The sequence below is a fragment of the Helicobacter macacae MIT 99-5501 genome (genome assembly GCF_000507845.1).
Classification (GTDB): Bacteria; Campylobacterota; Campylobacteria; order Campylobacterales; family Helicobacteraceae; genus Helicobacter_B; species Helicobacter_B macacae.
Genome location: NZ_KI669455.1, coordinates 15,851 through 41,136 on the forward strand (window position 1 = coordinate 15,851; position 25,286 = coordinate 41,136).

Genomic DNA, 25,286 nt, shown 5'->3' on the forward strand with positions numbered 1-25,286 from the left:
AAAAAACGCAATTCTAGCCAAAATGAGAAAACACACTAGAATCCTAACAATACAAATGATAAAAAACACGCAAAAACGCAAGTTAAGTTGCAAGCCAAGTTAAATCAAGTAAGTTTGGTGAAAAAATCAAGAAACAAAAATCATTCAAGTGTAAGAAGCAAGCAATAAAAAAGGTTAAGTGCAATAATAAGGTAATGAAGCCACTAGGGAAATATCTAAACCTTGTAGCAATGGTTTTGGTAGGCACAAAATCTACCAAAACCTAAACACCCCTCCACAAAGCCCAAAATCAAGCAAAATCAATATTTTTGCCACCCTTTTGCTACTTCCTTGAAGTAGGAGTATCGTGGTGGTAGGCTACCTCGCCTGCTATGTCGCTGATGATAGCACACGCAGCTTCGCTAGCAGAGCCCATAGCTGTGGTTACCATAGAGGTTACCCCTGAAGCTATACCTGCGACATACGCGCCCGCTTTTAGCTCCTGTCTACCACTCCACTCTAGGCGGACTTTGTTTGGGCGGGGGATAAGCGTGTGCGGACGCACAAATTCTCTAAACCCCTCTATCTCAAAGCTACTCGCTCCCGTAGCAAATATAACATACTCACTTTGTAGTGCTTCAAACCCCTCTCCACTTGTGATAAACGCGCCTTTTTGCCCGCTCACAGCAGTGGCTTTGCCCGTGATATAGCGCACTTCAAGCATAGAAGCGATTTGAGATTTTAGCTGTGAGTAAATCTCGGGAGCTTTTGCGCCTAGTGGGAAAAGAGGAGCATTATAAATCGCAGCGGCGTTCAAATCGCCCTTGCCCTCATCAATGATAGTTATCTCAAAATCTCTATCCGCGCTTTTTGCGCTAGCAAAAATAAGTGCAGAGGTAAGCCCTGCGATAGAGCCACCGATGATAGTAATGGAAGTTTTCATTTTGTATCCTTTATGATAGATTTTGCGCCAAAACCTTTGCAAACCAAGTGAAATCTTAAGAGAGTAGAATCCAAGAGGCAGAATTCCAATAAGTAATTCTTAAAGAAGTCTAGCTAAATCTAGCTTTTGGATAATTACCCTAAAATCCACCAAAGATTTTGTTGCGCGTGAATTGTAGTATAAAAATGATAATGTTGTGCAAAATTTGCAAAAGCAAATGCCATAAAACATTAAAGAAACAAACCTAAGAGATTCTATCTCAAAGCAAGTATTTAGCCAAAAGATTGCTTGCTTATATGACTACAAATTTTGCGTATTAAAAGATTTTGGCTACACTTAAATTTTTGGCTTTAAGACTTTGGATTTTGCTTCAAGCCAAATGAGCTAAAAATAAGCCAAATCCAAAACACAAGCCAAACACCAAAACCAAAAAGGAGCAACAATGCTAGTTACAGGAAATGAAATCCTCCAAAAGGCACACAAAGAGGGCTATGGCGTAGGCGCGTTTAATTTTGTTAATTTTGAAATGCTCAATGCGATTTTCCTCGCGGCGGAGAGCAAAAAATCCCCGCTTATTATCCAAGCAAGCGAGGGCGCGATAAAATATCTTGGTATTGATATGGTGGTGGGGATTGCACGCACGATGTCAAGCCGATATAGCCATATCCCTGTGGCACTTCATCTTGACCACGGCACTTCTTTTGAATCTTGCAAAAAAGCCATTGACGCGGGATTTACATCTGTGATGATAGACGCTTCTCATCACGAGTTTGCGCAAAATCTAGCCCTCACCACGCAAGTGGTGGAGTATGCCCACAGCAAGGGTGTGAGCGTGGAGGCAGAGCTAGGGCGACTGCAAGGTATTGAGGATAATATCTCTGTGAGCGAAGCGGACGCCGTGCTAGTAAATCCCGCAGAGGCAGAGGAGTTTGTCGCCAAAAGCAAGGTGGATTTCCTAGCCCCAGCCATAGGCACTAGCCACGGAGCGTTTAAATTCAAAGGCGAGCCAAAGCTAGATTTTGCCCGCCTCCAAGAAGTAAAAAAACGCACCAATATCCCTCTCGTGCTTCACGGCGCAAGCGCGATACCACAATATGTGCGCGAGTCTTTCCTAGCCACAGGTGGCGACCTAAAAGGCAGCAAGGGCGTGCCTTTTGACTTCTTGCAAGAAGCGGTAAAAGGCGGGATAAACAAAGTAAATACCGACACGGATTTGCGCATAGCCTTTATGGCACAAGTGCGCAAAGTCGCAAATGAAGACCCCACGCAATTTGACTTGCGCAAGTTTTTTGCCCCTGCTATGGAAGCGATGAGCGCGGTAATAGCCGAGCGAATGGAAGTGCTAGGCTCTGCAAACAAAATTTAGTAAAATCTCTTAAAGAGATATATTTGGGAGGGGGGAATCTAGCAAACTAAAATGACTTAGGAGGGAAATGCGGGTGGTAAAGGTGTATTGATTGTAAGTATATCGCAGGTAAATCGTGGGGCAAATTGAGGGACAAATCGGGCAAATTTAGGGGGTAAATCGGGGATTGAACTGCAAGTTATTATTATGAAAGACGAAGCAAAGACACGGATAGATATTGACACATTGTTGCAACATTGCGGGTTTGTCCTGCAAGATAAAGGCGAGTTTAATCGCTATGTGTCTATGACTTTAGTTTTTAGAAATACTATGATAGAATTAAAATTATCAAAAAGAGGAGCTAATTTATGGAAGCAAGACCGACAGATATTTTAGGATTTTTGGGAAAATCACAAAATTTTCAATTTGTAGTTCTTGTGTATCAGCGAATGTATAGTTGGGATATTGAGCATTGTGAGAAATTATGGGACGATATTCTTAGAGTGGGTGCGAATGATAATGTCTCTATGCACTTTATTGGTTCGATTATGTATATCGGCGATAAGCATTCCCAAACTGCAATAAATCAACTCTCTGTCATAGATGGACAACAACGACTAACTACCTTGACATTACTTTTAATTGCACTTAGTAATGCTATATGTGATGATGAAATTTTAGAGAAATTTTCAAAAACCAAAATCCGCAACAGATATTTAATAAACCCTGATGAAAAAAATGAAAAAAGATATAAGCTAATTTTGTCTCAAACAGACAAAGATACGCTTATTTCTATCATAGATGACAAGCCACAACCACAAGAAATCTCCATAAAAATTAACCAAAATTTTGAATTTTTCAAAGAAAAAATCCAAGAAAATAAAGATAGCTTAGAAATTATTTGCAAGGGAATTAACAAACTTTCAATCATTGATATTTCCCTAGATAGAGAAAAAGACGAAGCACAGCTTATCTTTGAGAGTATGAACTCCACAGGCAAAGATTTAACACAAACCGATTTAATGCGCAATTATATTTTAATGGACTTAGAGCCACAAAAACAAGCACATTTATATGAAACATATTGGCGGGAAATGGAGCGTGGCTTTGGACAGGAATATTATGGAGAAAAATTTGACCGCTTTATGCGCGATTATCTAACAATTAAAAACAATGGCAAAGTGCCAAATCTTAAAAAGATTTATGATTCATTTAAGCAGTATCATAGAGAAAATGATTTGCGGGTAGAAAACTTACTTAAAGAATTGCAAAAGTTTGCAAAATACTATTGCAATATGGCACTTAAGCAAGAGGGTGACAAAGAGTTATTAAATGCTTTTGATGACTTATCAAAGCTAGAAGCAGATGTTGTGTATCCATTTTTGCTTAGACTTTATGATGACTATAAAAACTCACTATTTTCTAAAGATGACTTTATACAAATCATTAAATTAACAGAGAGCTATATCTTTAGACGCGCTGTATGTGGTATCCCTACAAATGCACTCAACAAAGTTTTTGCTAACTTTGGGAATTCTATCAATGTTAGTAAATACACCGAAAGTGTGTTGGCTCGTTTTTGTATTTTGACTTCAAATGCGTCATTCCCAAATGATGAATTATTTAAGGAAAATCTATCTAGCAAAGAACTTTATATGAAATTTAAAAAGACAAATTATTTGCTTTCTAAGTTAGAAAATTTTGGCAGAAAAGAACGAGTAGATATAAATGAATACACGATAGAACATATTATGCCACAAAATATCGATAATAGCACTGCTTGGCAAAAAGAGTTAGGACAAGATTATGAACAGATTCACGAAAAATATCTCCATTCTCTAGGCAATCTCACACTCACAGGTTATAACTCTGAATATTCAAACAAATCATTTGTAGAAAAGCGAGATATGCAAGGTGGATTTAAAGAAAGCCCATTAAGATTAAACGACACTTTAAGGACTTTACAAACCTTTGGTGAAAATGAAATCAAATCAAGGGCTAATGAATTAGCAAACAAAGCCTTGCAAATTTGGCAATATCCAAAAATTGACAAAGAGATTTTGCAAAGCTATAAAAAAGAGAAAGACAAAAGATTGGAATCCTATACGCTTGATGACCATAAATTTTTGGCTAAAAATGGAAAAAGTAGAAAGTTATTTGATGAACTACGAAAGGGTATTTTGGCACTTGATGAGGGAGTGAGAGAAGAGGTTCTAAAACTTTGGATTGCCTATAAATTTGATACAAATTTTGTAGATATTATTCCACAAGCTGAACGGCTAAAACTTAGCATAAATATCTATAAACAAGATTTAAATGACCCTAGAGATTTGGCAGAAGATATTTCAAGCAACCCAAAAGGACAATGGGGTAGTGGCAAGGTGGTGGTTTTCTTGGATTCTATTGAAAAATTACCATATTGTTTGGGGCTTATACGACAGGCATTAGAGGAGCAACAATAGGGATATTTGCTTGCAATGATTATCTGTAAAAGCATACATAGTCATAATAAAGTTATTATTAGTAAAAAAGCGCAGACCAAGCCCTTAAGCGCATTCAAGATTTTAAAGATTTTATTCAATCAAACAAAGATGAGATAGAGGCTTTGCATATCATCTACACGCAGAGCTACGCCACTTCGCGCCTTACGCGCACACTTATAAGCGAATTGCACGACAAGCTACAACTATCTGCGCTTACTATCTCAAGTCTTTGGAGTGCTTACGCGCTTGTGCGCAACACCGCGCAAAACGAGTGCGTGAAGCCATTAAGGGGCGACTCCACCACACAAAAGCTCACAAACCTTATCCAGCTCGTGCGATTTGAGCTAGGCTTTGACAAAGAATTGCGCGACTTTGGAGGTGTGGCAAACTCACGCTTTGAGCTGTGGAAAGGACGGCAAATCAAAAAGGGCATAGACTTTAGCCCAGAGCAGCTAGACTTCCTAACCCACATAAAAGACTATATCATCACAAACGCCTATCTAGCGCACGATGACATTCAAGGGCTAAATGACGCCTATGGCGATACAAACGGAATCTTTGTAGCAAAAGCACTCTTTGGAGAGCGATTCGCCACGCTACTAAATGAGCTAAACCTCGCACTCATCAGGGGAGTAAAGGCGAGTTAGGGTGTTCGTCATTGCGAGAATCGCAAAGCGATTCGTGGCAATCCACGCCCTTATTATCAAAGGGCGAATCCACACCCATTGTCATTGCGAGACAGTGGCTTTAGCCACAACGAAGTAATCCGCAAAATCTAGCGCAAATTCTAGAATCCGCCTCTATCAAAACCTTGCCAAAAGCACTTCTTTTTGATATACTTTTGTTTATACTTTTGAAATATGTCGCAGAGCTAAATATATCGCAGAGCAAAAGCCATAACAAAAAACCTAAGGAGACCAAATGCAAACCCTCCAAACCAATGTAAAAAAATGGGGCAACTCCCTTGCTATCCGCATACCAAACGCTATCGTAGAAAATCTAAAACTCAATGACAACACCCCCCTAGACATAAAAGTCTCAAAAAACAAAATAATCCTAAGCAAAAAAGAAGAGCTCTCGCACTTGCTAGGCAAAATCAACGATGACAACCTACACACCGATGATTTCTCTACCCCTCGTGGCAAAGAGTGGTAAGAGATGCCATCACGCACACCAAAAGCCCCCACCAAGACATACACACCAAAGAGGGGCGATATTATCTGGCTAGACTTTGACCCACGAAGCGGACACGAGCAAGGGGGAATGCGACCCGCCCTAGTGCTAAGCCCAGAGGAGTATAACTCCAAAAGCGGACTTTGCCTAGCTATGCCTATCACAAGCAAAGTCAAAGGCTATCCCTTTGAAATCGCGCTAAAAAGCAAAAAGATTGATGGCGTAATCCTAAGCGACCATATAAAAAGCCTAGATTTTAGAGCGAGAAACGCGCGATTTTGCGACAAGATAGATAGCGACACACTCCAATGCGCCTTGCATAAACTCTCACTTTTGCTATTCTAACCACATAGCGACAAGCCACACGATGACATTCAAGGACTAAATGACGCCTATGGCGATACAAACGGAATCTTTGTGGCAAAGGCACTCTTTGGAGAGCGATTTGCCACGCTACTAAATGAGCTAAACACTACGCTAATATGGGCACTCATCGGGGGAGTAAAGGCGAGTTAGGGAAAATGCTTAATGGAAAGTTTGGTATAATTTTGGCACAACACTTAAAAATTAGGAGAAAAATTGATTAACAAATTTTCTAAAATAAATTACGGCTCTTATCAAAATTTTGAATGGAGCGATTCTTTACCAGAATTTAAAACATTAAATATCCTTTATGGGCGAAATTATGCAGGAAAAACAACACTATCAAGGATTTTAAGAAGTTTTGAAGCAAAAGAACCGCACCACAATTATCCTAACGCTACTTTTGAAATAAAATTTGAAAATAATAATACTTTAAATGAATCTAATATCAAAGATGAACATAAAGATTTGTGCATAAGGGTTTATAATAAAGATTTTGTTAGAGAAAATTTAAGTTTTCTCATCAATGATGACGCACAAGGCGCAAATATAAAAGCTTTTTCGTCTATTGTGGTAGGAAAAATCAATATAGATATTCAAACTGAAATAGAAAAATTAAAACAGCAATTAGGTAATCAAAAAGATGAGGAACAAAATATTGAAGCAAGTGGCTTTTATAAAGAATTGCAAGATTTAGAAAATAATAAAAAAGAAATAGAAAGGCAAATAAAAGATAAAAATCAAGATGAACAATTAAGAGAGAAAGCAAAAAGCATAAAAGCAAATCCAAATTTTATAAAGCAAGGCAGAAATTATGATATTACAATTATTAAAAAAGATATAAATGAAACAATTAAAGATGAAAATAATATAGCTCAACATATTATTTCACAGCAAAAGCAAGATGAATATAGAAATATCATTAAAGATGAACCGAAAAATCCTATAAATTTTAAAGTATTATTTAATCAAAATAATTTTTCTCAAATCGTAAGTGGGGCAAAAATTCTCATAGAAAAGGAAATCATCGCAAAAGAGGTTATAGAAAATGATTTAAGAAAGTGGCTAGAAAAAGGTTTGGAATTACACCAGCACGATAGTGAAAAATGCAAATTTTGCGAAAGTCCGTTAAGCAAAGAAAGGATTAAATGGCTTATTGAACATATAAAAGATGATAGTAGCGATAAAATAGACCTTGAAAATAAGCTACAAGATTGGTTGAATAATTTTGAAAGCTATAAGGCATTAGATAGCAATGTCGTGCCCATTAAAGATGATGTGTTTTATGTCCAAAACAAAGACAAATTTAATAATTTAAAGGAAAATTTGGCTAACAATATAAAATGTTATAATGATGAGCTAGATAAAATAAAAAAGTCAATCCTATCCAAACAAGACAATATCTTTGAAAATTTACAATTAGATACAAATTCAATCAAAGATTATTCACAAGAAATTCAAAAAGATTTGCAATCTATTCAAAGTCTATGCAATGAAAATGACGAAAAAACTAAAACACTTGGTGAGGAACAAAACAAAGCTAGAGAATGTTTGAGATTAAATGGGGTAGCAAATTTTATCAAAGATATAAAATATTTTGAAACGCAAGCTGAAATTGAAAAATTAAAGCAAAGTTTTAATAAATATGACGAGAATGAAAAAATCGTTAAAAGCAATATACAAAAAACAAAAAATGAGATTGAGAAATTAGAAAATTCTTTAAGCGATGAAAAAGCAGGTGCAGACAAGGCAAATGAATATCTAAAAAATTTCTTTGGATATAATCAATTAGAATTCAAGTCTATACCCGATAGAAATGGTGAGTTTGAAATCCATAGAGCAGGGAAACCAGCTAAAAATTTGAGTGAGGGCGAGTGTAGCTTACTTGCTTTTTGTTATTTTGTGGCTAAATTGCAAGACAAAGACACAGAAGGTAAAAAACCTATAATTTGGATAGATGACCCTATTTCTAGCCTTGATAACAATCATATCTTTTTTGTTTTTTCTTTGATTGATAGTGAGATTGCTAAATCAAAAAATTACACACAGCTTTTTATCTCAACCCACAATTTAGAATTTTTGAAGTATTTAAAAAGTTTAACAGGTTTTGAATTGCGTGGCAGTGAGACACAATGGACACCAATGTTTTTAATAGAAAAACAACATTCAAGCGAAATTAAAAAAATGCCACTTCACATAAGAAAATATATCACGGAATATAACTATCTTTTTGAAAAAATTTTAGAATGTGCTAAATTTCAAACGCCTAACGATATTACGGTAGATATTTATTATGGTGTTGCAAATCATATTAGAAAATTTTTAGACTATTATTTATTTTTCAAATATCCAAACAATGAAAGTTTGATGAGAAAATATGAATATTTTTTCGGCGATTATCAAAAGGCTAGTTTTGTTAATAGGATAATAAATGAATTGTCTCACTTGGAGGAAACTACCATTAGGGCTACGGTTCCACTAGATTTGCAAGAGATACAAAGAGTTGCTCAATGTGTTATCAAAACAATCAAAGCAAAAGATAAGGAGCAATTTAACGCATTGTTAGAAAGTATAGGCAAAAGTGGAGGTAAGGATAATGTATAGTAACTTACCAACAAATTGGCAAGTTAAAACACTTGGCGAAATCGGCGAGATAGTTTCTGGTGGCACACCCACAACTTCACAAGCCGATAATTTCGGTGGCGATATTGCTTGGATTACCCCTGCAGATTTGTCAAATTACAATGACAAATTTATATCACAAGGCAAAAGAAACATTAGCGAAAAAGGCTTAAAAAATTCATCTGCAAGGCTAGTGCCAAAAGGCACGATACTTTTTTCATCAAGAGCACCGATAGGATATGTAGCCATAGCGTCAAATTCATTATGCACGAATCAAGGGTTTAAGAGCCTGATTCCAAACGAAAATGTTTTTAGCGAATTTGTATATTATTATTTGCTTAATTCAAAAAGTTTAGCCGAGAGTTATGCAAGTGGCACGACATTTAAAGAAATTTCTGCTAAAAGTTTTTCTAAATTGCAAAATCCCCATTCCGCCATTAGAGATTCAAAGACGCATTGTCAAAAGGCTTGATGAGGCATTTTCTCGAATCGAGAGTGGCACAAAGCACCTAAAATCTGCCAAAAACAATCTCACCAAATACAAGCAAAGTCTGCTAAAATCCGCATTTAATGGCACACTTACGCAGGATTGCCACCTATCGCTAGGCAAATCCACACACTTAACCCACCCCCTAGCCCCCTCCGCAGAGGGAGGGGGAATAAGAAAAGTGCAATCCGCAAGGGAGGGGGAAAGAGAGAATAGCCCACGCGCAATGGCTGGGGAACAAGAGAGTAGCCACGCGCTAAAAAGTCCCCTCCCGCAGCACGAGGGGCATTTAGGGGTGGGTAGCACTCGCAATGACGATAAAGTTTCCCCCTCCCTTGCGGAGGGGGCTAGGGGGTGGGTAAGTCCTCTCAATGATAATGCTTTGGATTGCCACGCCGACAAGTCGCCTCGCAATGATGATAAGGATTTGCTCAATGGTAAATCGGCGAATCTCCCGCAAGGCTGGACAATCAAAACACTTGGCGAAGTATTATCAAGCGACAAACACGCTATGAAAAAGGGACCCTTTGGAAGTTCCCTTAAAAAAGAATTTTTTGTAGATTCTGGAATCCGAGTATTTGAGCAATACAATCCTATAAATCAAGATTCAGATTGGAAACGCTATTTTATTACACAAGAAAAATTTAAAGAGTTAGAATCTTTTAAGGCTGGTGCTGGTGATTTGCTGATTAGTTGCTCTGGGACATTAGGCAAAATACTTGAATTGCCACAAAATGTTGAGATGGGCATCATAAATCAAGCATTGCTAAAAATACGGCTTGACAATACGCAGATTTTAAATGGCTATTTCGTGCATTTGTTTAATTCGCCAAATATGCAAAGGATTATTTTAGAAAATACGATTGGTTCGGCTATCCAAAACATTGCAAGTGTAAAAGTGTTAAAACAAATCAAAATCCCCATTCCGCCATTAAAGATTCAAAAGCAAATCGTGGCGATTTTAGAAAAGCATTTCACTAGCGTGGATAAGGTAAGAGCGTATATCGACTCTTGCCTATCCAAAGCCAAACAACTAAAATCAAGCCTACTAAAATCCGCCTTTGCGGGTGAATTGGTATAGCGCAATTCTATTCTAATACAAACTTTGCTTTTTCATCGCGCAAAAATTTTACAACATCTATACATTCTATGCCTAGTCTCTCACATACATTTGGGATTTTTATTTGATTTTTTGCATTATTGCCACTTTTTGCTTCTTGCGTAACGATAATGTAATTTTCTTGCAATGCTAGGGCGATGAGAAAATAATCAGCGTGCCTTGAAAAATTTGCGATTGCTTGTTGCGCGTATTCCATATCTATTAGCGTTTTTGCAGCCTTACTATAAGATTCTGGCGTTATGTTTTCGACAGGTAAAAAGAAATGATTATCCTTTAGATTTTGCCTAAAATTCTTAAGTCTTTCATCATCAGGTGTAAATTCGTCATAAACTTGTATTATAGATTTTACATTGTCTAGTTTTGAGACTTTGATTAGAAAGTGCCAAAATCCCGGGCAAATATCAATAGCATAATGTCTATTAGCAGATTCTATAAAAATGTTTGTATCAATTAAATATTTTTTCACTAGCGAACTCCTAATTTTTCGGCTAATGTATTAAAAGATTTTATGTTTTTTATATCAAGCAAATCCATAGCGTCTTTGTAGGTTTCATAGCCATTTAGTGTATCTATAATCACGCTTTTGGCAAAGTTTTTGCTATTTGCAGCAGTTATATTTGAATAGTAATCACCACCAGATTTTTTTTTGATTTTTGTGATACTTGTCAAAAATGTTTCTTTAAATTCTTGATATTCATAGTTATTGGTAAGTTTGGCAAGCAGTGCTTTTGTGGCTATCGCTAATGGACTTGCAGTATCATTGAAATATGCAGAAATGTTTTTTATGTTGTTTTCTAGGCTAATATTTTTATTCCATTGTTTTGTGAATTCATTTGTAGGCATAAGAATCTCACCTGCAATTTCATTGCATTGATATTCTTCATTTGCACGAAAATCATAGGAGCTTACACCGCTATGCTTAAGCACGATATGGGCTAGCTCGTGTAGCAAGGTAAAAATCTTGCCATTTACGCTTGAATCATTTGAGTTTATAAAGATAAGCGGTGCATATTCATCATAAATAGCATATCCTCTGCATTCTGTGATACTAATAGGTTTTTGTGTTTGATTTTGCGACATTCCGCTTTGTTGGACTATGATATTATTGGATTCTAGTGCCTGTTTTATGTGGGTAAATCTTTCGCTTTTTGATTTCTTTTTGGCATTATCAAAGTCGATTAGGATTTTGATTTCTCGTATAATATCAGCGTTAGAATTTATTTTTTTGTCCTTTAGGAATTTATCATAACCATTTCTTATGAGATAGTTTCTAAACCACTCTTGCTTCTTTTTACTTGTGCCTATACAGCTTTGCAAATTAGGCGAAAAATCCCTGCTATCTGCCCTAAAGTCAGGCAAAGCATTTTCTACCTTTGGCAACTCTGGCAAAAATAGATAAGCAAAGGGGATATTTCTGTAATTTGCAAGTTTTATGAGTTTATCAGTGGCAATCTCAATAGAATCTACGGAATTACTTATAAAGTCATTGAATTGCTTTATTTGCTTTGCACTTTTAAAAACTTTAACAATCTCATCTTGTGAAAACGCTAGTTTTTGGATAGTAGCGATATGGTTGCTACGCAATATCATTGCAATTCCCTTCATATAAGCTTATGCTTTGATTGTAGTGTTTTTTCGCTAAAATAACCATAAAATCATTTCATAAATTTACAAGGACAATAAAATGAATCCACAAAATTTAATAGCCAAAGTCTGGGACTATGCAAATATCTTGCGCGATAGTGGCGTAAGCTACACCGACTATGTCGCACAGCTAAGTTACCTGCTATTCTTAAAAATGGAGAGCGAAATAGCGAGTGTAAATCCTAGCGCGGTGTCAATGATACCAAGCGAATACCGCTGGGAAGTGCTAAAAAGGTTAGACGGCTTAGAGTTAGAAAGTGTATATAGCAAGGCATTGGCGGAATTATCAAAACAGGGCGGAATCGTAGGCACGATTTACCAAAAAGCCCAAAACAAAATCACCGAACCCGCCAAACTAAAACGGCTAATAAGCCTAGTAGATGGCGAGACTTGGCTGGGGCTAAGTGTCGATGTCAAAGGCGCGATATATGAGGGGCTTTTGGCAAAAAACGCCACAGAGACAAAGGCGGGTGCGGGGCAGTATTTCACCCCGCGCGTGCTGTGTGAAAGCATAGTGCGCCTTATGCGCCCCACGCCACAAATGAGCGTGTGCGACCCTGCGTGTGGCACGGGTGGCTTTCTGCTTGCGGCTTATGCCTATATGAAATCCCAAAGCAACGATAGCGAGGTGCTTCGTGCGTTGCGCGAGGATAAGCTCTATGGCAAGGACATAACGCCACTTGTGGTAAGCCTGTGTGCGATGAATCTCTTTCTGCACGGGCTTGGGGTGGGATTTGGCTCTAGCGGGGCAAACTCTGAATCAAGCACGACAAACTCCGAATCTGAATCAAGCACAAAAACGCACGAAGATTCACGAAATCCTAAGCAAAAGCCCCAAAGGGCGTTAGTAAGCGAGGGCGATTCGCTACTAGAGCTTGGCAGTGTGCGCTTTGATATGGTGCTGACAAATCCGCCCTTTGGCAAAAAGTCTAGCACAAAGATTATGGGCGAAGATGGTAGCGTGAAGCGGGAAAGCGAGACATACACGAGAGAGGATTTCATCGCTACGACAAGCAATAAGCAGCTAAACTTTTTGCAACACATTATGAGCCTACTAAAAGTGCGTGGCAAAGCCGCTGTGGTGCTACCTGATAATGTGCTTTTTGAGGGCGGGGCGGGAGAAAAAATCCGCAAACGACTTTTGAGTGAATTTGACTTGCATACGATTTTGCGCTTGCCTACGGGGATATTTTACGCGCAAGGCGTTAAGGCAAATGTGCTGTTTTTTGACAAATATGAGGCGTTGGCACAGGGAATGCGCACAAGCAAGGTGTGGGTGTATGACTTGCGAACAAATGTAAATCTAAGCCTTGTAAGCAATCCTTTGAGTGCGGAGCATTTGGCGGATTTTGAGAAGTGCTTTTGCGGTGGGGAAGTGCCAAAAGATTTGGGCGATTTGGCTAAAAATGCGGGGGAATCTAGCGCGTCTAATGGAGATAGCGCGGATTTTGCTATGCTTGATTTTGCCACTATGTTTGCTAGGCGCGTGGAGAGTGAGCGATTTCGCGCTTTTAGCGTAGAGGAGATTTTGGCGCGAGATAAGGCAAACTTAGACATATTTTGGCTAAAAGATGAGAGCTTGGGCGAAGTAGAGTCGCTACCCACCCCGCGCGAAATCGCCACAGTTATAAAAGAGGATTTGCAAAGCGCGATAAGGGAATTTGAGAGCGCGGGAGTCTAAAATCGCAGGCAGTTTTTAGGCGATGAGAATTTGATAAGCGCGGGATTTACGCACGCGCTTTTCACGCAAGGGTAGCCACACATTTGCGCTAGCCTTTAAACTTGCTATATTGCAAAATCTTTGTTACAATCGCGCATTTATACCAAAACAAAGGAGCAACAATGGCAATAGGAATGGGCGAGCTTAAAAAAGGCTTAAAAATCGAAATTGAGGGCGTGCCTTATCGCATCGTAGAGTATCAGCACGTAAAGCCGGGCAAGGGAGCGGCGTTTGTGCGCGCTAAAATCAAGTCATTTTTAGACGGCAAAGTGATTGAAAAAACATTTCACGCGGGCGATAAATGCGAAGAGCCAAACATAGTTGAAAAGCCTATGCAATACCTCTACCACGATGGCGATAGCTATCAGTTTATGGATACAGAGAGCTATGAGCAAACCGCGCTAAGTGCCGACCAAGTGGGCGAAGCAGCCAAATGGCTACTTGACGGTATGGCTGTGAGCGTGCTACTACACAACGAAAAGGCGATAAGCGTAACCGTGCCTCAAATAGTCGAGCTAAAAATAATAGAAACCCCACCAAACTTCAAGGGAGACACCTCATCTGCTGGCAAAAAGCCCGCCACTCTAGAATCTGGAGCGGTGGTGCAGATACCATTCCACATACTAGAGGGCGAGACAATCCGCGTAAATACCGAAACAGGCGAATATGTGGAAAAAGTGAAATAGGCGCGCTAGGTGTGTGGTAGGGTATCAAAAATCGTGGCTTATAGCTATTGGGCTAGGTAATTGCGTAGTGTGTGGATAAATGCGCGAAGTTATGAAGTGTAGTGCGAGATTACAAGGGACTAAAATGAATAATATTATCGCATCATTTGTAGCATTATTTTTGACTATGCCTTATGGTGCGAGCGCACAGCACGGTAGCCCTAGCACGCACTCATCTACTATCGCCCCCCCCCCCCTATAAAATCAATTCCCACAGCACAATCAACACCTAAAATCAATAAGCAAAGCCAAGATTTTGCAGAGCAGGAAGTGCAAAATCAAAATGTCAAAGCCAAACAACTAGACACAATAGCCCAAAATCTACCCAAACAAAACACCACCAAAAGCCCAAAACAAAATCCCGCGTTTAGCGAAAATCTAAACGCACTAAGGTTTGAAATAGGCTCTAGCGTGCGAGGAAATGGCTTTGAAAACCACCACAACGCACAAATCATTTACTCACAGCCAAATCATATATTTCGCATACACGGACGGATAAATCTCGAGCTTGGTGGATTTTTGGGGTTTGGGAGTGTCGCGGGGGTAGATTTATCTAGTATGAATTTAGCATTTTTAGGCATTAGCGAGGAGGCTTTACTGCCACTTTTTATGAGTCAAAAATACGGCAATATCTATGCTGGAGTGGGGCTTGGGGCGTATATCAAAAGCAAAGGCGAAGTGCGCGTGATTTCAAACTTTACCTTTGGGGAGCGCGTGTTTGTGGGGTATTTGTGGAAAAAGTTTAGTAGCGAAATCTTTATCAAGCACTTCTCAAACGGCACTCTAAGCAAGCCAAATGCAGGACATAATTTCTTTGGATTTTGCTTTGGGTATGTGTTTTAGGTTTTTTTACAAAATGACTAAAATCAAATGCTATTTTGGCAACGCGGGCATAAAGTGATTTCATCAATCAAATCTAGCAAAAACTCTAGCTAGCAAAAGTCATCAAAAGTATCTCCGCCACTCCATTTTAAGCCTTGCGCCAAAGTCCAATATTTATACGCACCCCGCTCCTTAAAAAAACTCCCACGATTGATATGCACAAAGAAGTTGTTTTCATAGATGATTTCCACAAGTGCAAAGTGCTTGACATTTCTTTCATCAAATTTACAAATCACAAATATAGCCTTACTAGATAGAGCAAAATCTAAAACGCTTGCCGAGTTGTTTTTGTTTTGAGAAAATAGTGCTTCTTTTTGCAAATTTTTACAATAATCCTCTAAAGGCGTGTCGCTAGCCTCTTTTGGACATAGCAAAAATTCAGTAGGCGTTACCCAAGCGCGTTGCTTGGCAATACTTGGCAACAAAGCTTGTGTGTCATAGTCTGCTATATTAAAATTTAGCTCATTTGCCACAATTTCTTGCTGTCTTGACCTTTCTTGCTCTTGATGATTTTTTAAAGATTCCTGCTTTTCCCTTTGTCTCTCTTCTAGTTCAGGTATCAGCTCTTTGTATGTTGCCTTTTGTGCTTCTGTGATATAGCCACAATTTATATGGACAAAGAAGTTGTTTTCATAGATGATTTTTAAAACCGCATAAGATTTTTTATCCTTCATTCTTGCTTGTGTTTTTATTTGAGAGATGACAAAAATCGCTTCTTTATTTTTACTCATCTCAAACTTTATAATACGCGATGAATTAAAATTGTTTTTTGTCAAAGTGGCGTTTCTTTTGAGATTTTTATGGTAGTCCTCTAAAGGCGTGTCGCTAATTTGCTTTGGACATAATATAAATTCCGTAGGCGTTGTCCAATATCTCTGCACTGCTACACTTGGAGATAGGGCTTTTATGTCATAGTGATTGATTGCTTGTGGATAAATCGGCTTATAAATCCACTCGCCCATTTTAGTTGTCGTTGTGGAATGTGGTTTATTTCTCTGTGATGATAAATGTTGCAAATTTTTTAGACAATTTTGCGCTTCCTCATCGCTAACTTCTCGCATCCACTCTATGTTTTTATCACTACTTTCTAAAACCTTATTTCTTAAAATCTGTGGATTTTGCAAAAATGCCCTTATACTCCCGCAATAATACTCGATTTTGCTCCGCGTGATTGGATTTAGAATGGCATTTTCAAGTCTTGTTAAATATCGTAGATTTTGGGGGCGATTATTTTGGCGATTGGTGTCTATGTGGTCTGTTATATGCTCTTTTGTGGGTGGTTCTCCGTGAAAAGCAAGTGCAACAATCCTATGAATCCTAGCACTGCCTATGTAGAGATAACCATTTTGTAAATTTACCTTACCAAAAGTCCAACAATTATCCAACTTTCGCGCTTTTTTCCCTGCTGGTGTGTGTCGCAAAACCGCTCCATTATCCCGCACGCAGTAGCACTCATTTTTATACACACATTCTTTGACTTCCACAAAATCATCTATAAGATTCATACCTGCCCCCTAGCGTGATTTTTGTAAGATTTGCTAAATTTGTATCCTTAAGTATTATATAATCAATGCGTATTTTTGTGTAGCTAAAATTTTAGTAAATTTGGACGCGTCAGAATTTAAATTTTAAAAAGGAGAGTAAAAATGAGCAAAAAAGTGTTAGTGCCTTTGGCAAATGGGTTTGAGGAAATCGAGTTTGTAAGCATAGTGGATACTTTGCGTAGGGCGCAGATAGAAGTGCTCATCGCAGGTGTGGGCGATGAAGAGAGCGCAAGCGGGGCGAGTGATGAGGGTAGCGCGGACGGTGCTAAATCTAGCGAGGCAAGTGCGGGCGGTGCAAGTGGTTTGAAAACAAATAGTGCGGGCGAGTGTGGTGCGAGTGCAAAAGATAGTGCGAACGGCACGGGCAGAAGCTACATAGGGGCGCACGGCATAGCCATAAGCGCGGACGCGACACTAGATAGCCTAGATTCTAGCGCGTTGGCGGGGTTTGACGGGGTAGCTTTGGCTGGTGGCTGGCAGGGAATGCTAAACCTCAAAGCAAGCCAAAAACTGCGCGAGATTTTACGCGAGTTTAAGGCAGAGGGCAAGCTAGTAAGCGCGATATGCGCATCGCCTATCGTGCTAGATGCTGCGGGCGTGCTAGAGGGGAAATTCGCGTGCTATCCTAGCTGTGAGAAATTCGCTTATGAGGACACTAGCGCGGATTCTAGCGCGGGCTCGGATTCTGATTCTAGCGAGAGTGCGGGGGTGAATGCGGGCTCGGATTCTAGCGCGGGCGTAAATGCAGGTGCAAGAAAAGGTGCAAAAAGCACAAATATCGGGGTGGGAAATAGTGTGAGCGACACGGGCAAAAACACAGAGAAGCCCCTAAAGGGCGCATATCAGCCAAAGGCTAGCGTGGTGCGCGATGGCAATCTCATAACCGCCGCAGGTCCCGCCACAGGAGTGCTTTTCGCACTTGAAATCATAGCCTACCTGCTAGGGCAGGCACAATCCCAAAGCATAGCAGAGCAAATGCTTATCCCCTACCTCAACCACAGCGCAGAGATTTTGCGAAGCTAGAAGCGCGTTTTGCCCTCGCAAAAGGTTTTGTGCAAATATCCCAAAACCAAAACCCCTGCAAAAATTTTGCAACGATTCTAAAGACACCAAATATGGAAAATAACCACATAAATTCACCAAACTACATAAATATCCCAAACAACTCGCAAAAATCCATACTCATCGTGTATAAAAGCAAGTATGGAGCGACAAAGGACTATGTCAAATGGCTAGAAAAAGCCCTAGCCGATAGGCAAATCGCCTGCGATATATGCCAAGTGGATAAAACCCCTACTCAAGACTTTTGTGGCTATGGTGCGGTGGTGTTTGCAGGCGGGATATATGGCGGGGAGCTAAGCATAGCCAAATCCCTAAAAGACTTCGCTAGACACCTCACAGAGGGGCAAAAAGCCACCCCCATACCAAACAAACTAGCCACGCCCAAACTACACTGCATACTTATCGGGCTTAGCAGTCCGCTAGCACCTCATCAAAGCACTTTAGATAAAAACTTCACGCCAAGCGAGCAAGAGAGCATAGAGTTTCACTTTTTGCAAGGCAGGCTTGACTTTGGTAAGCTAGATAGTGTCGATAGGGAGCGAATGAACGCGTATAGGGAAATGCTACGCGCTAGGGCTAGTAGGACAAGCGAGCAAGAAGCACTGCTAGAAAATGATGCAGTGGATTTCGCTAGTAAGGATTCTCTAAAATGCGTTATTGATTCTTTGGTGGCTAAAGGCGAGTGATTCTAGCTTGACTTTGTCATTCGTCATTGCGAGCAAATGGGCATAGCGAATTTTTGTTGCAAGCCAAAAACATTATTAGCGTGAGGTGCTACCCGCTCCTAAATCCCCTCGTGCTGCGGGAGGGGACTTTCTAACGCGTGGCAATTCTCTTGTTCTCCCTCCCTTGCGGAGGGGGCTAGGGGGTGGGTTAAGTGTGTGGATTTGCCTTGCGATGAGTGTGTGGATTGCCACGATTCCACGCTTTCGTGCGGAATCCCGCAATGACGATTAGGTTTTTGGATTGCCACGCAAGTTTCGCGTAGCAAAATCGTGGCAATCCAAAAAAATCACAAAGGAACATAATGCAAAGTTTTGTATATATTTTTGTTTAGCAAACCAAACTGAACGCTTTATGTAGGCGTTACAAGCGATTTAATCAAGCGAATATATAAGCACAAAAGCAAAGCCACAAAAGGCTTTACACAAAAATACGGCATTGATAAGCTAGGATATTATGAAGTCTATGAAAGGATAGAGTCCGCAATAGCGCGAGAGAAGCAACTAAAAGCTGGAAAAAGACAGACTAAGATTGATTTGATAAAATCACAAAATCCAAAATGGGAGGATTTGTATGAAACACTCCAATAAAATCACCGCGCCACTATCGCAAGGTGAAGTTTTGTCATTGCGAGAGAATCCGCAAGGTTTCTCGTGGTAATCCACGCTTTTGTCCGTTGTCATATTGAGGACAAGCGAAATATCTCTTTTTGTCTTGCGTTGTTTGCAGAATCTTTTGAGATATTCCTTGAGATACTTCGGGCTATGCCCTCAGTATGACAAAGAGTTTTATTTACAGGGAAACTTCTTGAAACCCCCTCCCTTAGAGTAACCGCGTTCGACTCTCTTAAAGCCCCCTCCCTTTGCGGAGGGGGTTTGGGGGTGGGTATCTTTTGCATTGGCAAAAGCGTGGAAAGATTCGTCATTACTAAAGAAACTACGGTTTCGCCTTGTTTTCTAAAGAAACTTCACTTCGTTCGTTTTGTCACGCAAGTCTTGCGACTTGCTCGCAATGAGGGAAAAGAACCCACCCCCTTTATCCCCCTCCGCAGAGGGAGGGGAGATAGTTTGATTGCCTCTCCACTTGCAAGGGAGGGGGGAAAAGAGAGCGACAACTCCGCAGAGGGAGGGGAAACCCCCACCACAAAAACACCTCACAAATAAACCCAAACAAACCCAAAAAAAAACACCCCAAAAAACCCCAAACCCCCCAAACCCCCCAACCCCTCCAAATTCTCCCCTACCAATCCCCGCCAAACCACAGCGCGTATTTGATATTTAGCGCGTTACTCATTCCGTTAAATTTATTGGCAGCTCGCCCATCATCGCCATTTACGAAGTTAAAGTTTGAGAAAAAGATTCCATTATAGCCAAAACTTAGCTCGTGATTGCGCTTGACTATCCACACAAAATCCATATCAAGATTGCCATATAGTGCGGGCAAGTAGATTTTGCCCTCGCCCGGCAAGCCACCGATGCGGAAGCTCCCTGTGGGCGTGTTTAGGATATTGTATCGCAAGCCACCCAAAAAGCTCGTTTTAAATCGTTCTCCCCACACTTTGTAGTATTTCACGCTAGCACCTAGCTGGGGCAAATGCCAATACTGCTCGGGATAGTATTCATTCCCGCCTAAGCCGTATTTTGCCTTTGCGAGTTTCATCGCTAGTGGAGCTAGCACATCATAGCTTATGCCAAACTCTGGGCTTATATACCCGCCACTTTTGTATTGATAAAATGTCCACCCACCGCGAAGCTCCCCGCCGATACTCCACATAAGAGGAAATGTAGAGCCACTTGAGTTGGATTCTAGCTCAAATTGTATATGAGGCAGTGGGGATTGTGCTTTTAGCATAGGTATATCCACGCCACCGCGCAAGTTTGCCTTTAGATACCCCTCACGCACTTGCCTTTTTTTGGTTTGTATAGGGATAAGTTTGAAATATGTCGCGCCTGTTTGCAGGGCATTTGTCTGTGCGATAGAAGTCGCCCCTAGCATTTGGGTAGTGATGTGAGCGTATTCATAGGCGGCATATACCCCTACGATTCCTTTTGCTTTTAAGTCCTTTTGCACGCCCATAAGGATTCCCCCTGCCCACTCCGTAGCGTTTGTTATCCCCATATCTGCTAGAGAATTCACCGCATAAGGCACAAAAAACGCGATATGAGTTTTTTTGCTATCATAGGGGAGAAATTTCTCTTCTACTTTTGTTTGCCTTTTGCGATACCTGCTTGTGCCTCCTAGCTTGCGCATAGAGGGTGCGTATCGCACTTGCCCTGTAAATTTATTTGTCTCAAACATCTCTCCACGCGCTTTAGCTGAAGTTTTGTCATAGCTTGAGGAGCGGAAGTTTTTCTTTAGCAAAGAGTCCATTATGTTTTGAAGCATTATAGACCGTCTAACATAGCTCAAAGTCAGTGTCCTCCACATAGACGAGCCATAGCTAGTGCTGACATCAGCACTTACCGTAAAGCCATCATTTCCAGCCCTATGTAGCTTCGTGCCTAGCCCTGCTCGCAAGGACTCAAAGGTTACTTTCCCACTCCCTTTTCCACCAGATTTATCTAGGATTATGTTTTTATACTCATATTTCTCGCTACTGCTAGTTACCCCCTCGCCTATGTTGATTCTTATCGCGCCCTCTCCTACCGTGCCTAGAGTAGTGATAGTCCCCTCTACTGCGATATGCTCATCAGTCCTGCCTGTGCCTCCCTTTTTTATTCCCGTGCCTGTGTTTCCATTTATCGTGTGCTTGCTCCATTCATTGCCATTGCTATCAAGCGTGAGGGTGGACTGATACACATTTAGCGTGCTTATCGTGCCGTTACTACCACCTATGAAGTAGTTTCCTAGCAAGCTAGCATAGTCCCCGCTAAATTTATAATACCCCAAATTTAGCGTTTGTATAGAGCCGTTATTGGTTATTTGGCTGACAAATGTCGAGCGAGTGCCTCCGTCATATCCACCATAGATAGCCATAGCAGCTGAAGTGATACTTGCTCCACTATTTATGGTAATCCCACCGATGATAGTGCCATCTGCCTCTCTGCGCCCTATCTGTGTCCCTGCGTGGACATCAAAAGCGATTTTCACACCAGCTCCATACACCGCATCAGAGCCCCAGCTTTGGTTATTTATCGTGCCGCTCACAGTTAGACTTCGTATCGTAGAAGCGTTTGCAGTGTGATTTCCTAGAGTGTAGGGGAGTAGTAGTCCAGCACTTGAATTGCCTGTGATATTAAAATCCGTGTTTGGCGCAGATACAGAGCGAAACACGAGGTTATTACCTATGGTAGCAGTTACAGTGCCAGCACTCACGCTAAGGGGGTTATTCTCCCCCCTGCCAAGATTGATAAGCATATTTTTACTATTGATAGCTGTTTGTAAATCCTGTGGGGCGAAGTCCCCTGTGCAGTCTAGATAGGGTTGATTTCCATCGTTCTTTTGTGTGCAAGTGCCTGCTATGGCTAGCTCTAGGCTAGCACTTGCTAGTGCACTTGCTGTGAGGAGGGATAGGGCTAGCTTGCGGGAGGTTGGGGTGGTTTGTTGATTTGCGACTTTAAAAGCCCCCTCCCTTAGAATAACCTTGTTTGGCACTCTTAAAGCCCCCTCCCTTGCGGAGGGGGTTTGGGGGTGGGTGTTTTTTGCAGATTTTGCACTTAGCTCAGAATCTAGCTTTGAGATATTTGCTTTTGAAATACTTGTGGAATTTGTATTTGCTTGGTTAGCAGTTGCGTTTTTGTCGTTTGCAGTTGCTGACTTTGCTTGAGAAGCGGAGGTAGGATTTACCCACCCCCTAGCCCCCTCCGCAAGGGAGGGGGAATAAGTGGAATCGCCACCTACAAATGAGGGGGAAATTACAGATTGCCCCTCGTAAGTGGAGGGGGAACTGATTGGATTGCTTGCGCTCTCAAAGGAGGGGGAACTAAGCGACTTTCCATTGCTAGCCACTTTTTGCCACGACTTCATTGCTGTGGCTTCCTTGTTTGCGGTTTTCATTTATGTCCTTTTTTGCTATTGGGTTGGATAAAACATACAAGGTAAATTAAAGTAAATAAATGATAAATCAATATCCCTTAAGTCAAGCTGAATTATAAACAAAAAAAAAAAAACGCGAAATTTTTACTTATTTTTCCTATTTAGCGCGGGTATTGTGGCATTATTTTGTGTGATTTGTGTATATATTTATGTGAGTTTTTGTTGATTTTTTCAATTTTTTGATTTGCTTTTCGCGCTTATGCGTTAAATTTTTATTTATTTTTTTTTTTCGCTAATTTTGGCTAGATTTTTGAAAGCTAGAATCCTTTGGTAAGTCAATCCAAATCTTGTAAATAAAATCCAAATCCAAAACAAAATAAAATCTAAATCATAGTAAAATTATGCGAAAAATATGCGGGATTATGCAAAATCAAGCCAAGCGACAAAATAGCGACAAATACATTTATGACATTTGCATTAGGACATTTGATATGAAAAACACAAGCGATACAAAATCTCTAGCCACGCTACGCACTAATTCACGCAATAGCACTTGCTTGAGTGATGATAATCCCACGCCACGCACCCACGCCACACCATTTGCAAAAACCACACCAATCACACCCACACTAGATTCTACCAAGCGAAATCTAGCCCGCCAAAAATGGCAGATTTTTAAGCGCAATAAGCGTGCGCTTATCTCGCTATATATTTTTGGCTTTCTTTGCTTTGTGTCTATATTTGCCCCCCTCATAGCCAATCACAAGCCAATCCTTATCTACCATAATCACTCATTTTATTTCCCGCTTTTTGCTTTCTACCCAGAGAGTGCGTTTGGAGGGGACTTTGAGAGTGAGCCAGACTACAATGACCCCTTTGTCAAAGAGCTACTAAAAGATAGCTTTGTGCTAAAGCCTCTTATCCCTTATTCTTATGATACGATTATTTTGGATTTGGATACCAACTCGCCTACGCCACCTGACTCTAAGCATCTGCTAGGGAGTGATGATCAAGCTAGAGATGTCGCTTCTAGGCTGATTTATGGGCTTGCTATCTCCATAGCATTTGGGCTAGTGCTAAGCGTGTTTTGCGTCATCATCGGCGTGAGTGTGGGCGGGGCTTGCGGGTATTATGGTGGGCTTGTGGATTTGCTAGGGCAGAGGGGTATAGAGATATACTCTAGCGTGCCGATTCTGTTTTTGCTAATCATTTTATCTAGCTTTATCGTGCCTAGCTTTTGGTGGATTTTGGCTATCGTGCTTGCATTTAGCTGGATAAGCCTCGTGGGCGTGGTTCGCGCGGAGTTTTTAAAGGCTAGAAATATGGAGTATGTCAAAGCTGCTAGGGCTTTGGGGCTAAGCAATGTAAGGATTATATTTCGCCACCTGCTACCAAACGCTATGGTAGCTACGATAACCTACATTCCTTTTATTATGGCGGGGAGTATCAGCACTTTGGTTACGCTTGATTTTTTGGGGTTTGGTATGCCTGTGGGAAGCCCATCTCTAGGCGAAATCATCGAGCAAGCCAAAAACAACCTCACTTCCCCACACCTCGCTATAAGCGGGTTTGTCGGTGTGGGAGTGCTGCTATGTGTGCTTGTATTTATAGGCGAGGGCGTGCGAGATGCATTCGACCCGAGAATCAAAGAGAAATCATAAAAGTTAGCTAAAATCTCCCGAAAATCTTTAAACACGCTAACTTTAAAGAACCATAAAAATTCCCTCAAAAATTCCCCACAACCCCGCATAAATACTTAATCCTTAAAAATTCTCAATCCCTCACAACTCTTTATAAGTTTTCTCAAGGGAGAGTGCAAGGGTTTTTCGCATTTGGCAAATCTTTGCTCAAAAAAAATCATCGATTTTGATAAAAACCTGCGGTGCTGACTTGGCTAGCTTGCGCAAAAACTTGGCAGGATTTTTATCAATAACTACCTTAGAACTCATCGCCATAATCTGCGCTGATTTCGCTTTTTAGCTCCTCTCTTAGCCGCGCTAGCTCCTTGGGCGTGAACTGCTTTTTTACCTTTTTTGCTAGCTCTGGCAAGCCAGACTTATCATAAGGCACAAAATCATATTTTGGCTTTTTTAGGCTATCTCTTATTTTGTCGGTTAGAAAATCAATAAGTGCATTTGTATTGTTTGTTTGGGTTTGGAATTTTACGCGCTTTTTTTTGGCGGATTCTAGGGAGTTTAGTAGCTGACTTGTCGTCATATTGCTGTATTTGTCATAATCAATACCCGCGCTAGCTATGGTGGTGGCTTGCTTAGCCTTTGTCATACTTGCTCCTTTTGGATTGGGGGTTGGAGTAGACTTTGGGAGCAATCGTAGCACAAAAAACAAAATCCCTTATCTTGCTTTGGGCTATCTATCGCTCTACAATGCAAGGCTACATAATTCTACACAAATGCTACAAATCTCATTGTAGTGTATCTGTGGCAAAATCTTAAGTGGAAATCTTTATTAAGTATTTTATACACCACTCCAAGCAAG

Annotated in this window: 23 protein-coding genes and 1 pseudogene; 16 read left to right on the forward strand and 8 right to left on the reverse strand. The window is 40.5% G+C overall.

Features of this window, described 5'->3' with window-relative positions:
* Positions 1–322 precede the first annotated feature (322 nt).
* Positions 323–922 carry an FAD-dependent oxidoreductase gene (locus tag HMPREF2086_RS07590; protein ID WP_023928189.1) on the reverse strand — a complete coding sequence of 200 codons (600 nt, stop codon included), beginning with the start codon at positions 920–922 and terminating at the stop codon, positions 323–325.
* A 442-nt stretch (positions 923–1,364) separates the two neighbouring features.
* Here HMPREF2086_RS07590 and HMPREF2086_RS07595 point away from each other — a divergent pair, with 442 nt between their 5' ends.
* The 8 genes from HMPREF2086_RS07595 (at position 1,365) to HMPREF2086_RS10935 (ending at position 10,476) form a co-directional block, all read left to right on the forward strand.
* On the forward strand, positions 1,365–2,288 hold the full coding sequence (locus tag HMPREF2086_RS07595; RefSeq protein WP_023928190.1) for a class II fructose-bisphosphate aldolase: 924 nt from the start codon (positions 1,365–1,367) through the stop codon (positions 2,286–2,288).
* A 347-nt stretch (positions 2,289–2,635) separates the two neighbouring features.
* A complete protein-coding gene (locus HMPREF2086_RS07600) occupies positions 2,636–4,729 on the forward strand; it encodes a DUF262 and DUF1524 domain-containing protein (protein ID WP_023928191.1) in 2,094 nt (697 codons plus the stop codon).
* A gap of 92 nt (positions 4,730–4,821) precedes the next feature.
* Positions 4,822–5,397, forward strand: a complete 576-nt coding sequence (locus HMPREF2086_RS07605; protein ID WP_084330377.1) for a type I restriction-modification enzyme R subunit C-terminal domain-containing protein — start codon at positions 4,822–4,824, stop codon at positions 5,395–5,397.
* Positions 5,398–5,671: 274 nt separating this feature from the next.
* Positions 5,672–5,905 carry an AbrB/MazE/SpoVT family DNA-binding domain-containing protein gene (locus HMPREF2086_RS07610; protein ID WP_023928193.1) on the forward strand — a complete coding sequence of 78 codons (234 nt, stop codon included), beginning with the start codon at positions 5,672–5,674 and terminating at the stop codon, positions 5,903–5,905.
* 3 nt (positions 5,906–5,908) lie between these two features.
* A complete protein-coding gene (gene mazF, locus HMPREF2086_RS07615; RefSeq protein ID WP_023928194.1) occupies positions 5,909–6,268 on the forward strand; it encodes an endoribonuclease MazF in 360 nt (119 codons plus the stop codon).
* 234 nt (positions 6,269–6,502) lie between these two features.
* Complete coding sequence (locus HMPREF2086_RS07620; protein ID WP_023928195.1) at positions 6,503–8,890, forward strand: AAA family ATPase; 2,388 nt, start codon at positions 6,503–6,505, stop codon at positions 8,888–8,890.
* Entirely contained in the window at positions 8,883–9,380 is a 498-nt protein-coding gene (locus tag HMPREF2086_RS07625) for a restriction endonuclease subunit S (protein ID WP_051397676.1), read from the forward strand. Before HMPREF2086_RS07620 ends, HMPREF2086_RS07625 begins: the two co-directional genes overlap by 8 nt.
* The gene (locus HMPREF2086_RS10935) at positions 9,274–10,476 is read left to right on the forward strand and encodes a restriction endonuclease subunit S (RefSeq protein WP_023928196.1); all 1,203 of its coding nucleotides are present in this window, start codon (positions 9,274–9,276) and stop codon (positions 10,474–10,476) included. Before HMPREF2086_RS07625 ends, HMPREF2086_RS10935 begins: the two co-directional genes overlap by 107 nt.
* Before the next feature lie 7 nt (positions 10,477–10,483).
* Here HMPREF2086_RS10935 and HMPREF2086_RS07635 read toward each other — a convergent pair whose 3' ends face one another.
* A complete protein-coding gene (locus HMPREF2086_RS07635) occupies positions 10,484–10,981 on the reverse strand; it encodes a DUF4411 family protein (RefSeq protein ID WP_023928197.1) in 498 nt (165 codons plus the stop codon).
* Positions 10,981–12,120 (reverse strand): ImmA/IrrE family metallo-endopeptidase, encoded by a 1,140-nt coding sequence (locus HMPREF2086_RS07640; protein ID WP_084330379.1) that lies wholly within the window; start codon positions 12,118–12,120, stop codon positions 10,981–10,983. The genes HMPREF2086_RS07635 and HMPREF2086_RS07640 overlap by 1 nt, the downstream gene beginning before the upstream one ends.
* A gap of 79 nt (positions 12,121–12,199) precedes the next feature.
* Here HMPREF2086_RS07640 and HMPREF2086_RS07645 point away from each other — a divergent pair, with 79 nt between their 5' ends.
* The 3 genes from HMPREF2086_RS07645 to HMPREF2086_RS10940 all read left to right on the forward strand — a co-directional run bounded on the left by HMPREF2086_RS07645 (position 12,200) and on the right by HMPREF2086_RS10940 (position 15,447).
* Positions 12,200–13,840: a type I restriction-modification system subunit M gene (locus HMPREF2086_RS07645; RefSeq protein ID WP_023928199.1), complete on the forward strand. Its 1,641-nt coding sequence runs from the start codon at positions 12,200–12,202 to the stop codon at positions 13,838–13,840.
* A 161-nt stretch (positions 13,841–14,001) separates the two neighbouring features.
* Entirely contained in the window at positions 14,002–14,565 is a 564-nt protein-coding gene (gene efp / locus HMPREF2086_RS07650) for an elongation factor P (protein WP_023928200.1), read from the forward strand.
* A gap of 309 nt (positions 14,566–14,874) precedes the next feature.
* Positions 14,875–15,447, forward strand: a complete 573-nt coding sequence (locus tag HMPREF2086_RS10940) for an acyloxyacyl hydrolase (RefSeq protein WP_023928201.1) — start codon at positions 14,875–14,877, stop codon at positions 15,445–15,447.
* Positions 15,448–15,536: 89 nt separating this feature from the next.
* On the opposite strand, the gene HMPREF2086_RS10945 is transcribed toward HMPREF2086_RS10940, so the two are convergent.
* Positions 15,537–16,991 carry an HNH endonuclease signature motif containing protein gene (locus tag HMPREF2086_RS10945; protein ID WP_023928202.1) on the reverse strand — a complete coding sequence of 485 codons (1,455 nt, stop codon included), beginning with the start codon at positions 16,989–16,991 and terminating at the stop codon, positions 15,537–15,539.
* A gap of 141 nt (positions 16,992–17,132) precedes the next feature.
* Between HMPREF2086_RS10945 and HMPREF2086_RS10950 the strand changes: the two genes are divergently transcribed.
* Positions 17,133–18,053, forward strand: a complete 921-nt coding sequence (locus tag HMPREF2086_RS10950) for a DJ-1/PfpI family protein (RefSeq protein ID WP_023928203.1) — start codon at positions 17,133–17,135, stop codon at positions 18,051–18,053.
* Between the two features lie 92 nt (positions 18,054–18,145).
* Complete coding sequence (locus tag HMPREF2086_RS07675) at positions 18,146–18,778, forward strand: flavodoxin domain-containing protein (RefSeq protein ID WP_023928204.1); 633 nt, start codon at positions 18,146–18,148, stop codon at positions 18,776–18,778.
* 98 nt (positions 18,779–18,876) lie between these two features.
* Here the strand turns inward: HMPREF2086_RS07675 and HMPREF2086_RS11655 are convergent, their stop codons facing one another.
* The gene (locus tag HMPREF2086_RS11655) at positions 18,877–19,083 is read right to left on the reverse strand and encodes a hypothetical protein (RefSeq protein ID WP_148374508.1); all 207 of its coding nucleotides are present in this window, start codon (positions 19,081–19,083) and stop codon (positions 18,877–18,879) included.
* Positions 19,084–19,177: 94 nt separating this feature from the next.
* On the opposite strand from HMPREF2086_RS11655, the pseudogene HMPREF2086_RS12540 reads away from it, so the two are divergent.
* A pseudogene (locus tag HMPREF2086_RS12540) lies at positions 19,178–19,405 on the forward strand (GIY-YIG nuclease family protein); the annotation flags it as partial.
* An 89-nt stretch (positions 19,406–19,494) separates the two neighbouring features.
* On the opposite strand, the gene HMPREF2086_RS11660 reads toward HMPREF2086_RS12540, so the two are convergent.
* Positions 19,495–19,713, reverse strand: coding sequence for a hypothetical protein (locus HMPREF2086_RS11660; protein ID WP_148374509.1), 219 nt, complete (start codon positions 19,711–19,713; stop codon positions 19,495–19,497).
* On the opposite strand from HMPREF2086_RS11660, the gene HMPREF2086_RS07680 reads away from it, so the two are divergent.
* Positions 19,697–19,978, forward strand: coding sequence for a hypothetical protein (locus HMPREF2086_RS07680; RefSeq protein ID WP_148374510.1), 282 nt, complete (start codon positions 19,697–19,699; stop codon positions 19,976–19,978). The two genes, HMPREF2086_RS11660 and HMPREF2086_RS07680, sit on opposite strands and share 17 nt — an antisense overlap.
* Positions 19,979–20,054: 76 nt before the next feature.
* On the opposite strand, the gene HMPREF2086_RS07685 is transcribed toward HMPREF2086_RS07680, so the two are convergent.
* On the reverse strand, positions 20,055–22,811 hold the full coding sequence (locus tag HMPREF2086_RS07685) for a hypothetical protein (RefSeq protein ID WP_023928205.1): 2,757 nt from the start codon (positions 22,809–22,811) through the stop codon (positions 20,055–20,057).
* A 380-nt stretch (positions 22,812–23,191) separates the two neighbouring features.
* Between HMPREF2086_RS07685 and HMPREF2086_RS07690 the strand changes: the two genes are divergently transcribed.
* Positions 23,192–24,451 (forward strand): ABC transporter permease, encoded by a 1,260-nt coding sequence (locus HMPREF2086_RS07690; protein ID WP_325063603.1) that lies wholly within the window; start codon positions 23,192–23,194, stop codon positions 24,449–24,451.
* 277 nt (positions 24,452–24,728) lie between these two features.
* On the opposite strand, the gene HMPREF2086_RS10955 is transcribed toward HMPREF2086_RS07690, so the two are convergent.
* The gene (locus tag HMPREF2086_RS10955) at positions 24,729–25,073 is read right to left on the reverse strand and encodes a hypothetical protein (protein ID WP_023928207.1); all 345 of its coding nucleotides are present in this window, start codon (positions 25,071–25,073) and stop codon (positions 24,729–24,731) included.
* Between the last annotated feature and the right edge of the window lie 213 nt (positions 25,074–25,286).

Bases quoted from the DNA above. Each gene is read 5' to 3' on its own strand.
- HMPREF2086_RS07645 (WP_023928199.1), top strand. From the start codon at position 12,200: ATGAATCCACAAAATTTAATAGCCAAAGTCTGGGACTATGCAAATATC.
- HMPREF2086_RS07600 (WP_023928191.1), top strand. From the start codon at position 2,636: ATGGAAGCAAGACCGACAGATATTTTAGGATTTTTGGGAAAATCACAA.
- HMPREF2086_RS07610 (WP_023928193.1), top strand. From the start codon at position 5,672: ATGCAAACCCTCCAAACCAATGTAAAAAAATGGGGCAACTCCCTTGCT.
- HMPREF2086_RS07685 (WP_023928205.1), bottom strand. From the start codon at position 22,811: ATGAAAACCGCAAACAAGGAAGCCACAGCAATGAAGTCGTGGCAAAAA.
- efp (WP_023928200.1), top strand. From the start codon at position 14,002: ATGGCAATAGGAATGGGCGAGCTTAAAAAAGGCTTAAAAATCGAAATT.
- mazF (WP_023928194.1), top strand. From the start codon at position 5,909: ATGCCATCACGCACACCAAAAGCCCCCACCAAGACATACACACCAAAG.
- HMPREF2086_RS07595 (WP_023928190.1), top strand. From the start codon at position 1,365: ATGCTAGTTACAGGAAATGAAATCCTCCAAAAGGCACACAAAGAGGGC.
- HMPREF2086_RS07590 (WP_023928189.1), bottom strand. From the start codon at position 922: ATGAAAACTTCCATTACTATCATCGGTGGCTCTATCGCAGGGCTTACC.
- HMPREF2086_RS10935 (WP_023928196.1), top strand. From the start codon at position 9,274: ATGCAAGTGGCACGACATTTAAAGAAATTTCTGCTAAAAGTTTTTCTA.
- HMPREF2086_RS07640 (WP_084330379.1), bottom strand. From the start codon at position 12,120: ATGAAGGGAATTGCAATGATATTGCGTAGCAACCATATCGCTACTATC.
- HMPREF2086_RS07690 (WP_325063603.1), top strand. From the start codon at position 23,192: ATGCGAAAAATATGCGGGATTATGCAAAATCAAGCCAAGCGACAAAAT.
- HMPREF2086_RS07675 (WP_023928204.1), top strand. From the start codon at position 18,146: ATGGAAAATAACCACATAAATTCACCAAACTACATAAATATCCCAAAC.
- HMPREF2086_RS10955 (WP_023928207.1), bottom strand. From the start codon at position 25,073: ATGACAAAGGCTAAGCAAGCCACCACCATAGCTAGCGCGGGTATTGAT.
- HMPREF2086_RS07625 (WP_051397676.1), top strand. From the start codon at position 8,883: ATGTATAGTAACTTACCAACAAATTGGCAAGTTAAAACACTTGGCGAA.
- HMPREF2086_RS10950 (WP_023928203.1), top strand. From the start codon at position 17,133: ATGAGCAAAAAAGTGTTAGTGCCTTTGGCAAATGGGTTTGAGGAAATC.
- HMPREF2086_RS11660 (WP_148374509.1), bottom strand. From the start codon at position 19,713: ATGCAAAAGATACCCACCCCCAAACCCCCTCCGCAAAGGGAGGGGGCT.
- HMPREF2086_RS10945 (WP_023928202.1), bottom strand. From the start codon at position 16,991: ATGAATCTTATAGATGATTTTGTGGAAGTCAAAGAATGTGTGTATAAA.